The following is an 11213-nucleotide window of genomic DNA, read 5'->3' on the forward strand; positions in this document are numbered from 1 at the left end:
ACAAGCGAGAGATCATGACGTTGCCCCCGGCTCTGCCGGGGGATTTTGTTATGCGGCAGGCGCAGCGAGATGTCGCTTCAGCTCACCACCGGCGACACCAGAAAATTCTCCGACGCCGCGCTTCCGTCCGTCCTGCAGACATCGCCCTCGATCCGGACCTTGCCGGTCGCGAGCAGCCGCAGAGCTTCGGGATAGATGCGGTGCTCGACTTCGAGGATGCGCTCTGACAGCGTATCCCCCGTGTCGTGGTCGCTGACGGGCACCGCGCCCTGCATCACGATCGGGCCGGCGTCGGTCTCGGGGATGACGAAATGCACCGTCGCGCCCGACAGCTTGACGCCGGCGCGCAAGGCCTGGCCGTGCGGATCGAGGCCGGGGAAGGATGGCAGCAGCGAGGGGTGGATGTTGAGCATCCGCCCGTACCAGGCCCTGGTGAATTCCGCCGTGAACAGGCGCATGAAGCCGCCCAGACAGATCAGCTCGATGCCGTGCCGATCGAGCGCTGCCTGCAGCACCTTCTCGAAGCCGGCGCGATCCTTGCCGAACGGCTTGCTCTCGATCACCAGCGTGTTGACGCCGCTCGCCCTCGCCTTTTCCAGTCCGAGCGCACCGGGCTTGTTCGAGACGACGAGCGAGATCTCCGCCGGAAAATCCGGCGTGCTGGCTGCCCTGATCAGCGCGGCCATGTTGGAGCCGCGGCCGGAGATCAGGATGGCGACGCGGCGCTTCATCACAGCGCCAGATCGAGGTGGCCGTTGTAGACGACGCGGTGCTCGCCTTCGGCCGGGATCACGGTGCCGAGCTGCGCCACGGTCTCGCCGGCGTCGGTGAAGACCTCGACGACCTCATCGACCTTGTCGGGCTCGACGATCGCGATCATGCCGATGCCGCAATTGAAGGTGCGGAGCATCTCCAGCTCGGCGATGCCGGCCTGCGCCGCCAGCCATTTGAACACCGGCAGCACCGGCAGGCGTGCCAGATCGATGCCGACGCCCAGATCCTTCGGCAGCACGCGCGGGATGTTGTCGGTGAAGCCGCCGCCGGTGATGTGGGCGAGCCCCTTCACCGCGCCGGTCTCGCGGATCGCGCGCAGGCAGGATTTGACGTAGAGCCGCGTCGGCGTCAGCAGCGCGCCGCCGAGCGTCATCACGGGCGCGAACGGCGCCTGTGCCGCGAAGCCGAGACCGGATTGTTCCACGATCTTGCGCACCAGCGAGAAGCCGTTGGAATGGACGCCTGACGAAGCAAGACCGATCACGGCGTCGCCAGCGGCGATGTCCTTGCGCGGCAGCAGCGTACCGCGCTCCGCAGCGCCGACGGCAAAGCCGCCGAGGTCATAATCGCCGTCCTTGTAGAGGCCGGGCATCTCGGCGGTCTCGCCGCCGATCAGGGCGCAGCCGGATTCGCGGCACCCCTCCGCAACGCCCGCGACGATCGCGGCGGTGGCCTCGGGATCAAGCTTGCCGCAGGCGAAATAGTCCAGGAAAAACAGCGGCTCGGCGCCCTGCACCACGAGGTCGTTGACGCTCATGGCAACGAGATCGATGCCGATGCCACCATGCAGCCCGGTCTCGATCGCGATCTTGACCTTGGTGCCGACACCGTCGGTCGCGGCCACGAGGACCGGGTCCTTGAAGCCGGCCGCCTTGAGGTCGAACAGGCCGCCGAAGCCGCCGATCTCGGCGTCGGCGCCCGGCCGTGCGGTGGCGCGCACCATCGGCTTGATCAGGTCGACCAGGCGGTTGCCCGCGTCGATATCGACGCCTGAATCGGCGTAAGTGAGGCCGTTTTTGCGGTCGGTCATGCCCGATTTCCAGTGGGTTTGCGGCTGGTTACGTCGAATTCCGGGGACACGCAATGGCTCGCATGGCGCTCCTGCCTATACTATGTAGATATCAACCGGTTCAGCCTCCCGCGGGGGCCGGATTCGAGGTCAGACCGGGTGCCGGGAAGCGCTTTCGTGAGTATTCCGAACATCATTACCCTGGGCCGCATCATGCTGGTCCCGATCATCGTCTGGGCCATCGTGTCGAGCCAAATGGAGGTGGCGTTCGCCGCCTTCCTGATCGCCGGCATCAGCGATGCCGTGGACGGCTTTTTGGCCAAGCGCTTCAACATGACGAGCGAGCTCGGCGCCTTGCTCGATCCGCTCGCGGACAAGGCACTGCTGGTCTCGATCTACATGGCGCTCGGCATCTGGGGCGCGATCCCGCGCTGGATCGTGATCCTGGTGGTCTCGCGCGACATCATGATCGTCGCCGCCGTGATCGTATCCTGGCTGTTCGACCGGCCGGTCGAAATGAAGCCATCGATGGTGTCCAAGCTCAACACCGTGGCACAGGTGGCGTTCGCGGCGCTGGTGCTGGCGGCGCTTGCCTTCGGCTTCAAGCCGGCACCTTATGATATCATCCTGATGGGTCTCGTCACGATCTTCACGCTCTCCTCCGTGTCGCTCTATCTCGTCGAGTGGCTGCGGCACATGAGCACGATCGAGGCCAAATGAGCCGGGATGCGGCCCCGCAAAAGGCCAAGTCTCGCAAGATCAAGTCCCGCACGATCAAGTCGAACCTCTTCAAACGGGCCGGCGCGCCGGCATGGAGCAAAGCAAGCGTGGCAGGCCGCGTCCATCCCCGACAATTGGCGTTCGCGCTTCCGCATGCGGAGAGCCTCAGCCGGGACAACTTCCTCGAAGGCCCCGCCAATGCGGCCGGTCTCGGCCTGATCGACAGCTGGCCGGAATGGCCGAACCGGATCATGTGGCTGGCCGGCCCCGAAGGAAGCGGCAAGAGCCATCTCGCCGCGATCTGGGCCGAGGAAGCCGGCGCCCGCTCGACCACGGCCAATGCGCTGACCGCGGCAGGCGTTCCGGGCGCGCTCGCCACCGGCGCGCTGGTGGTCGAGGATCTCAAGGCCAAGGATTTTGACGAGCGCGCCCTCTTTCACCTGATGAACCTCGCCCGCGAGGACGGCGCCTATGTCCTCCTCACCGGACGCGAGGTGCCGGCCGCGCTGGAGATCGAGCTTCGCGACCTGCGCTCGCGTCTGCGGGCCGTTCCAGTGGTCGCGCTGCTGCCCCCCGACGACCAGCTCTTTCGCGGCCTCATCGTCAAATTCTGCGCCGACCGCCAGCTCACCGTGGACGAGAGCGTAGTCGGCTATCTCGCCACCCGCCTGGAGCGATCCTCGGCCGCGGCCCGGCAGGCCGTGGAGCTGCTCGACAGCGAAGCCCTGCGGCTCGGCCGCCCGGTGACCCGGGCGCTCGCCGCCGAACTGCTCCGGGACCCCTGATCGGGCCCATGGGCCCCGACGCCTTCCGCAACGGCTTGACGCGGCGGAACGGCGGAACATCAATGTCATCGAAACGTCATCGCTGTAACACATGCTCCCCGGGGTTTTGCGCATAAGTCGCAAAGTGAGGCGAGACAGGATGGACCGACTTCTGATGGACTCTGCGCAAGCCATTGAAATTAAAGAAAAAATTCCGGAGGCCGAGGGCCTTCCGGCGATCGCATCCAGTCCCGAACGGTTCATCAACCGCGAGCTGTCCTGGCTGCATTTCAACCGCCGCGTCCTGGAGGAATCGGTCAATCCCAGCCACCCCGTGCTGGAGCGGGTGCGGTTCCTGTCGATCTCGGCGAATAACCTCGACGAGTTCTTCATGGTCCGCGTCGCCGGCATCAAGGCCCAGGTGCGCGAGGGCATTGCCGAGCGCAGCCCGGACGGCCTGACGCCGTCGGAGCAGCTCGCGCTGATCAACCGCACCGTCTCCCAGCTCGCCTCGGACCAGCAGGCGATCTGGCGCGACCTGCGCAGCGCGCTGGCCGAGGTCGGCATCGTGCTGGTCGACGGCAAGGACGTCTCCAAGTCGGAACGGACCTGGATCGAGGACTATTTCCTCAACAACGTCTTCCCGCTGCTGACGCCGCTCGCGATCGATCCGGCCCACCCCTTCCCGTTCATTCCGAGCCTCGGCTTCACCATCGCGCTCCAGCTCACGCGCGCCGCCGACGGCAAGCAGATGAACGCGCTGATCCGCATGCCCGGCAAGATCGACCGCTTCATCCGCCTGCCCGCCGAGGGCACGGTGCGCCTGATCTCGCTGGAGCAGGCGACCGCCCTGTTCATCAACCGCCTGTTCCCCGGCTACAATCTGCACGGCCAGGGCTCCTTCCGGATCATCCGCGACTCCGAGCTTGAAATCGAGGAAGAGGCGGAGGACCTCGTCCGCCTGTTCGAGACAGCGTTGAAGCGCCGCCGGCGCGGGTCGGTGATCCGGCTCGAGATCGACGCCAAGATGCCGGAGGAGCTGCGCAGCTTCGTGCAGCATGCGCTGTCGGCGGCCGACGACGAGGTGTTCCTGGTCGACGGCGTGCTCGCGATGAACGAGCTCTCCCAGCTCACGCGGCTCGACCGGCCTGACCTCGAATTCACCCCTTACGTGCCGCGCCACCCCGAGCGCGTGCGCGAGCATGGCGGCGACATCTTCGCCGCGATCCGGCAGAAGGACCTCGTCGTCCATCACCCCTACGAATCCTTCGACGTGGTGGTGCAGTTCCTCCAGCAGGCCGCGCGCGACCCTGATGTCGTCGCGATCAAGCAGACGCTCTACCGCACCTCCAACAACTCGCCGATCGTGCGTGCGCTCGCGGAAGCGGCCGAAGCCGGCAAATCGGTCACGGCCTTGATCGAGCTGAAGGCGCGGTTCGACGAAGAAGCCAACATCCGCTGGGCGCGCGATCTCGAACGCGCCGGCGTGCAGGTCGTCTACGGCTTCCTCGAATTGAAGACGCACGCAAAGCTCTCGATGGTGGTGCGCCGCGAGGGCGGCAGCCTCACGACTTACGTCCATACCGGCACCGGCAACTATCATCCGGTCACCGCGCGCATCTACACCGACCTCTCCTACTTTACCTCCGATCCGACCATCGGCCGCGATGCCGCGCGCGTGTTCAATTTCATCACCGGCTATGCCGCGCCCAGCGACCTCGAGAAGATGGCGGTGTCGCCGCTGACGCTGCGCAAGCGCATCATCGAGCACATTCAAGGCGAGACCGCGCATGCGCGGCACGGCTGGACCGGCGCGGTCTGGATGAAGATGAACGCGCTGGTCGACCCCGACATCATCGACGCGCTCTACGAGGCCTCCCAGGCCGGCGTCCAGGTCGAGCTCGTGGTGCGCGGCATCTGTTGCCTCAGGCCCGGCATCCCCGGCCTGTCGGAGAACATCCGCGTCAAGTCGATCATCGGGCGCTTCCTGGAACACGGCCGAATCTACTGCTTCGGCATGGGCCAGGGCCTGCCGAGCGCGAAAGCGGCTGTGTATATCTCGTCCGCCGACATGATGCCGCGCAACCTCGACCGCCGCGTCGAGGTGCTATGCCCGCTGCAAAATCCAACGGTGCATCAGCAGGTTCTCGAACAGATCATGGTCGCCAATCTGAAGGACAATGAGCAGAGCTGGCAGTTGTTGCCGGACGGGTCGTCAACGCGTATGAAGACCGCGAAAGGCGAGGAGCCTTTCAACGTCCACAACTACTTCATGACAAATCCGAGTCTGTCTGGCCGTGGAAAGTCGCTCAAGGAATCCTCGCCGCGTCGTCTCACGCGCCGGAACGAACGTCATCAATCCTGATCGGGGATCTGCGACGTGAAGCGGCCGCGCAAGCGCGGCTCGAGCGTCGCGGTTATCGACATCGGCTCCAACTCGGTCCGTCTCGTCGTCTACGAGGGACTGACGCGGAGCCTCATCCCGATCTTCAACGAGAAGACCCTGTGCGGCCTCGGGCGCGAGGTGCAGAGCACGGGTCTGCTCGCGCCCGATGCCGTCGACAAGGCGCTGACCTCGCTCAAGCGCTTCCGCGCATTGTGCCGCGTGATGCAGGTCGGGCGCGTGTTCGCGATTGCGACCGCGGCCTGCCGCGACGCCTCCAACGGCCCCGACTTCATCGCCAAGGCCGAGCGCATCTGCGCGGTGAAGATCGAGATCCTGTCAGGTCCGCGCGAGGCTCGGCTGTCGGCGCTCGGCGTGATCTCCGGCATCCACCTTCCCGACGGCATCGTCGGCGACCTCGGCGGCGGCTCGCTCGAGCTGATCGACGTTCGCAGGAACAGCGTTCGCAGCGGCGTGACGCTGCCGCTCGGCGGTCTCGCGCTCCAGGACCTCGCGCACAAATCGCTCAAGCGTGCCGATCGCATCGTGCGCGAGGAGCTCGATGAGTTGCCGCAGCTCACCGCGGGCCGCGGTCGCACTTTCTACGCCGTCGGCGGCACCTGGCGCGCGCTCGCGCGCATCCACATCATCCAGAGCGGCTATCCGCTCCAGGTGATGCACGGCTATTCGATTTCGGCCGCCGAGGCGCTCGACTTCTCCCGCCGTCTCCGGCGCCTCGCTGCCGCCGACATGCTCGCCGACATCGAGATCGTCGCCGATGCGCGGCGGCCGCTCCTCACCTATGCGGCGCTGGTGCTCGAGCACGTCATCCGCGTTGCAAAGCCGAAGAACATCGTGTTCTCGACCTTCGGTGTGCGCGAAGGCCTCCTGCACGAGAAGCTGCCGGAGACCGAACGCAACAAGGACGGGCTGATCTGCGCGGCCGAGGAGCTGAACCAGTTGCTGTCACGCTCGGCGAAACACGCCCGCGAGCTGATCGCCTGGACCGACCGCCTCGTGCGCGTCGTGAAGCTGCGAGAGACCGAAGAGGACCGCCGCCTGCGCCACACCGCGTGCCTGCTGTCCGACATCGGCTGGCGCGTGCATCCCGACCATCGCGGCGAGCAGACGCTCAGCCTCGTCGTCAACGCCAATTTCGGCGCGATCACCCACACCGAGCGCGCCTTCGTCGGCCTGTCCGTGTTCTATCGCTATGCCGGCCTGAGCGAGGAAAACCAGCCGCCGACCACGATGCAGGAGCTGCTGACGCCGGCCCAGCTCGAACGCGCGCGCCTGCTGGGCGCCGCATTCCGCGTCGCGCACCTGATCTCGGCGGCGCGTCCGGGCGTCCTGCCCGCCACGCATTTCCGCAGCGAGGGCCGCAAATTGATGCTGGTGTTCGAGCACCGGCTCGGCGACCTCGTCGCCGACCGGGTCGGCAGCCGCTTCCGCCAGCTCGCCCGCCTGATCGGCCGTGCCGGCTCGATCGTGAGGCGCTGACGAACAGAAACAGCGCAACGCTGCCCGAGGTTCGTCGGGACGCACAACGAGCAGGCTGGTCACGCAACGAGGCGTTGGTTGTCCTGCGGCGCGACGATGGCTTTCAGTCCCCCGAGTTCGGAATCGGCGAGAACAAGCTGCCATCCATAGGCACTGAGCACGTCCTGAACGATCGCGAGGCCGAGGCCGGCGCCTTCGCCGCGCTCATCGAGCCTTACACCGCGTTCGAGCACGCGGGCGCGTTCAGCGGACGCGATTCCCGGCCCGTCGTCCTCGACCGAGATCGCCGGATTCGCAGTGGCACCGGCGCCAATGCGCACCTTGCTCTTGGCGTGACGGGCGGCATTTTCCAGGAGATTGCCGAGCACTTCGGCCAGATCGGCGCGATCGAGCGGCACGCTCGGCTCGCCCGTTATGCAGATCTTGAATTCGAGCCGCTGCGCAGTGGGCGTGCGCGCCAGCGTAAGCACCAGGGACTCGACGAGCGGTCTGAGGGGCGTGGAAATTCCGCCGCGCTGTCGTGCCGTCCCCCGCGCCCGGGCGCGTGCCAGCTCGCGGTCGACGTGACGGCTCATCGTGTCGCCGACGGCTTCGATTGCCTGGGCGACGTCCTGCTCACCTCGCTGGCGCAACAGCGCGACATCGGCTGCGAGTGCGGCGAGCGGCGTCTTCAGCCCGTGCGCCAGGTCAGCGGCACGGCTGCGCGAACGCTCGATCTCGCGTTCCTGTGCGTCGATCAGGCTGTTTACCTCTTCCACCAGAGGCGTCACCTCGGCTGGGACATCGGCGGGCAGATGCTTGCGCTGCCCGGAGCGGACCTCCGCGACGCCGCGGCGAAGTGCGTCGAGCGGACGTAAGCCCAGCCCGACCTGGATCGAGGTGGCCGCCGCCAGCACCAGCCCCAGCAGGCCGAGCGCCAGCGTCAGCTCCATGGCGAATTGCGAGCCGGCGGCTGACACCCGAGCGAGATCGGCCGCCACAACGACGCGCACCGGCGTACGGCGGTCGCCGACGGTGAGCAGCACGCGGCGTTCACTGACCAGGAGCCGTGCGTTCGCAGGCCCGGGGACGACATGACGGTGCAGTTCGCTCGGCGACGGCTCGTCCTGCGGCAGATCCAGCGCCGTGTCCCACAGCGAACGCGAACGCAGCACCTGACCACCGTCGTCCGATACCTGCCAGTACAAGCCTGAGAGTGGATCGGCAAAACGCGGATCGGCCGGCGGCCGGCCCACCACCAGCTTGCCCTGCGCATCGGCGTCGATACCCGCGACGAGTTGCTTCAGATAGATGTCGAGGTCATCGCCGATGGTGCGCGTGACGTGGCGTTCGAACAGCAGCGTCAGCCCCGCGCCGGCAATCGTCAGCGCGATCAGGATAGCTACAAGTCCCCCGGCGACCAGTCGCAGCCGCAGCGAGCCCCAGCTCATGGCGGCATCTCCGGTACCAGATAGCCGAAGCCGCGCCTGGTCTCGATCAGGTCGGCACCGAGCTTCCTGCGCACCCGGCCGACCAGCACCTCGAGCGCGTTCGACTCGTGGTCCTCGCCGTGGCCATAGACGTTCTCGTCGAGTTCTTGCTGCGATACCACGCGGCCGCGGTGGTGCAGGAGAAAGGCGATCAGGCGGTATTCCAACGGCGACAACGCGACGGGTACGCCGCGCAACGTCACCTTCATCTGACGCTCGTCGAGCTCGACATCGCCAGCGACAATCCGTGGCGAGGCATGCCCCGCCGAGCGGCGCACGATCGAGCGCAGCCGCGCCAGCAACTCCTCCATCCGAAACGGCTTGGGCAGGTAGTCGTCGGCGCCCGCGTCGATCCCATCGACGCGCTCGGCCCAGCTGCCCCGCGCCGTCAGGATCAGCACCGGCATCGACCTTCCGTTGGCGCGCCAGCGCTTGAGGACCGCCAGACCGTCCATGCCGGGCAAGCCGAGATCCAGAACGACGGCGCCGTAGTCTTCGGTGTCACCGCGGAACCAGGCTTCCTCGCCGTTGCGAACGGTTTCGACGATATAGCCGGCCGCGCGCAGCGCCTTCTCCACGTCGGCCGCGATCCGTCGGTCATCCTCCACAAGCAGCAGCCGCATCATCTCTCCTTGATGCGTTCAATCTCGCCGCTGCGCGCGTCCACATACGCTTCGTAGAGGCGACCCTTGTCGTCGACGAGGCGAAACTCATAGATCCAGCGGCCGCGCTCACGCTCTATTTCGACGCCGGCAACCTCGCCCGGCAATTTGCCACGGACGGATGCGAGGATGTCGGCGAGTGACTTGATCTCGCCCGCCTCGACCGCGCGGCGCACCGCGTCGGGCGCACCCCTATCGTGGTCGCTTGAGGCCGCAGGCACCGACGGGAGCAGAACTCCCACCAGCAATGGCACCGCGAGGAATTCCAGAAAGCGAGATGGCTGCATCCACGAAGTATGCCGCAATCGACCTGACAGATTGCTGACGTGGATCAACAGGCGGCGGTCAGGGCGCTTCTGCCAATGTCCACGCATTGCCTTGCCGCATGATGTGGCCGGGCCATACATACCGGAGAGAACCATGCGCAAGATCACCATCTTCACTGCTGCTGCCGGCGCCCTGCTCGCGGCCGCGACCGCTCATGCCGGCAGCCTCGGGCGCCCCTGCACGGCAGCCCCGGCGACCCGTTGGCTGCCGCTCGAAGAACTGCAGGCCAAGGTCGAAGCCCAAGGCTACAAGGTTCAGAAGGCCAAGCTCAAGAACGCCTGCGGCGAACTCTATACGATCGACAAGTCCGGCAGCCGGGTCGAACTGTTCGTCGATCCGACCAATGGCCAGATCGTCGGCCAGCTGTAGAGGGCGCCACCATGAGCGCCATCAACGACGGGATCGAGGCCGGCGGCGAGACGCCACCGACATCGGTCAAGGTCTGGGACCCCTTCGTGCGCGTGTTCCATTGGTCGCTGGCCGGGCTGTTTCTGCTCGCGTATGCCACGGGTGACGAGATCGAGAACGTCCATATCGCCGCCGGATACACGATTGCCGGATTGCTTGCGCTACGGATCGCGTGGGGCTTCGTGGGGCCGCGCAATGCGCGCTTCAGCGATTTCGTGCGCTCGCCGCGCGCGGTGCTCGCCTACATGCGCGACGTGGCGTTGCTCAGGGCGCCGCGTTATCTCGGCCACAATCCAGCCGGCGGCACGATGGTCGTAGCGCTGATCATCACGCTGATCGTCACCTGCTCCACCGGTTACATGATGACGACCGGCACCTTCTGGGGCGCAAAATGGGTCGAGGAGATGCATGAGGCGTTCGCCAACCTCACGATCGGCCTCGTCGTCGTCCATGTGCTTGGCGTCCTGTTGGCGAGCTTCGAGCACAGCGAGAATCTGGTGAAGGCGATGATCACGGGAAGGAAGCGTCCATCGTGACCGGGGCCGGGGAGCCGACACGACAGGTTCTCGCTATCTCTCGACGAATCGGCTCCCGTTCCACCGCAGCGTACGGCCCTTGCCGCTCGCGTCCAGAACTTCAAGGAAGGCCTGATCGCGGGAAGAAGACAGCCGGACGTCGTAAGCGTGGACGGCCAGCACACGCCTATAACGTCCGCTTTTCAAGACATACACCTCGTGCAGGCAACCTGCAGGCCCGCAATGTACAGCCCTGTTACGGCAATGGAAATCGTCGAAATGAAGAGCCAGGAATTGAGCTCCGGGCACGGTCAGATAAAGAGCAAAGCGCTGGGCGGCAGCGATTGGGCCGCCGCACGCCGTGTCCCATTTCCGCACGTCTGCACGGATGTCGGGCGGCAGCATTTCGATGTGCGCAGAGCTCCAGGGGTCCCGTATCGTTCCGCTATGGGAGAGCGCTGGTTGCAAGAGGCCGACCAGCACAGCAAAGCCGGTCGCCAGGATCGAAGCAAGGTTGGTTGGTCTCACGGCCGCCTCTGCAAACGGTGCGACCACAGCCTAGCTTCTGCAGCTGCGAGGGAATTGAGCGACATCAACCGAAACGCTCAATGGACGGCGGGCAGCCTTCCCAGTTGGCTGTCTCGCTTGAGCCGCTTGAGGCAGATCAACTCACCAACGCGGT

The 11213-nt window shown here is 66.1% G+C and carries 12 protein-coding genes; 6 read left to right on the forward strand and 6 right to left on the reverse strand.

The window, feature by feature from the left end:
- Positions 1-77 precede the first annotated feature (77 nt).
- Together purN and purM are read right to left on the reverse strand one after the other, a co-directional pair.
- Complete coding sequence (purN, locus tag AC1RQP_RS04775) at positions 78-731, reverse strand: phosphoribosylglycinamide formyltransferase (protein WP_239623275.1); 654 nt, start codon at positions 729-731, stop codon at positions 78-80.
- Positions 731-1804 carry a phosphoribosylformylglycinamidine cyclo-ligase gene (gene purM, locus AC1RQP_RS04780; protein WP_239623274.1) on the reverse strand — a complete coding sequence of 358 codons (1074 nt, stop codon included), beginning with the start codon at positions 1802-1804 and terminating at the stop codon, positions 731-733. The genes purN and purM overlap by 1 nt, the downstream gene beginning before the upstream one ends.
- A gap of 156 nt (positions 1805-1960) precedes the next feature.
- Between purM and AC1RQP_RS04785 the strand changes: the two genes are divergently transcribed.
- The 4 genes from AC1RQP_RS04785 to ppx all read left to right on the forward strand — a co-directional run bounded on the left by AC1RQP_RS04785 (position 1961) and on the right by ppx (position 7150).
- Positions 1961-2503, forward strand: a complete 543-nt coding sequence (locus tag AC1RQP_RS04785) for a CDP-alcohol phosphatidyltransferase family protein (RefSeq protein ID WP_239623273.1) — start codon at positions 1961-1963, stop codon at positions 2501-2503.
- Positions 2504-2610: 107 nt separating this feature from the next.
- On the forward strand, positions 2611-3288 hold the full coding sequence (locus AC1RQP_RS04790) for a P-loop NTPase family protein (RefSeq protein WP_061876616.1): 678 nt from the start codon (positions 2611-2613) through the stop codon (positions 3286-3288).
- A gap of 154 nt (positions 3289-3442) precedes the next feature.
- Complete coding sequence (locus AC1RQP_RS04795) at positions 3443-5632, forward strand: RNA degradosome polyphosphate kinase (RefSeq protein WP_492936381.1); 2190 nt, start codon at positions 3443-3445, stop codon at positions 5630-5632.
- 15 nt (positions 5633-5647) lie between these two features.
- Positions 5648-7150 (forward strand): exopolyphosphatase, encoded by a 1503-nt coding sequence (gene ppx, locus AC1RQP_RS04800; protein ID WP_194387680.1) that lies wholly within the window; start codon positions 5648-5650, stop codon positions 7148-7150.
- A 59-nt stretch (positions 7151-7209) separates the two neighbouring features.
- Here the strand turns inward: ppx and AC1RQP_RS04805 are convergent, their stop codons facing one another.
- Genes AC1RQP_RS04805 through AC1RQP_RS04815 form a run of 3 tightly spaced genes read right to left on the reverse strand, consistent with a single transcriptional unit; the run spans position 7210 to position 9568 of the window.
- The gene (locus tag AC1RQP_RS04805; RefSeq protein ID WP_492936088.1) at positions 7210-8580 is read right to left on the reverse strand and encodes a sensor histidine kinase; all 1371 of its coding nucleotides are present in this window, start codon (positions 8578-8580) and stop codon (positions 7210-7212) included.
- Entirely contained in the window at positions 8577-9242 is a 666-nt protein-coding gene (locus AC1RQP_RS04810) for a response regulator transcription factor (RefSeq protein ID WP_239623270.1), read from the reverse strand. The genes AC1RQP_RS04805 and AC1RQP_RS04810 overlap by 4 nt, the downstream gene beginning before the upstream one ends.
- A complete protein-coding gene (locus AC1RQP_RS04815) occupies positions 9242-9568 on the reverse strand; it encodes a PepSY domain-containing protein (RefSeq protein WP_492936382.1) in 327 nt (108 codons plus the stop codon). The genes AC1RQP_RS04810 and AC1RQP_RS04815 overlap by 1 nt, the downstream gene beginning before the upstream one ends.
- Before the next feature lie 133 nt (positions 9569-9701).
- On the opposite strand from AC1RQP_RS04815, the gene AC1RQP_RS04820 reads away from it, so the two are divergent.
- Both AC1RQP_RS04820 and AC1RQP_RS04825 read left to right on the forward strand, forming a co-directional pair.
- Positions 9702-9977 carry a PepSY domain-containing protein gene (locus tag AC1RQP_RS04820; RefSeq protein ID WP_492936089.1) on the forward strand — a complete coding sequence of 92 codons (276 nt, stop codon included), beginning with the start codon at positions 9702-9704 and terminating at the stop codon, positions 9975-9977.
- An 11-nt stretch (positions 9978-9988) separates the two neighbouring features.
- A complete protein-coding gene (locus AC1RQP_RS04825) occupies positions 9989-10552 on the forward strand; it encodes a cytochrome b/b6 domain-containing protein (RefSeq protein ID WP_492936090.1) in 564 nt (187 codons plus the stop codon).
- A 33-nt stretch (positions 10553-10585) separates the two neighbouring features.
- Here AC1RQP_RS04825 and AC1RQP_RS04830 read toward each other — a convergent pair whose 3' ends face one another.
- Complete coding sequence (locus AC1RQP_RS04830; RefSeq protein ID WP_239623267.1) at positions 10586-11059, reverse strand: hypothetical protein; 474 nt, start codon at positions 11057-11059, stop codon at positions 10586-10588.
- Positions 11060-11213 lie beyond the last annotated feature (154 nt).

Source organism: Bradyrhizobium sp. GW821-FHT13H06, from assembly GCF_058803975.1.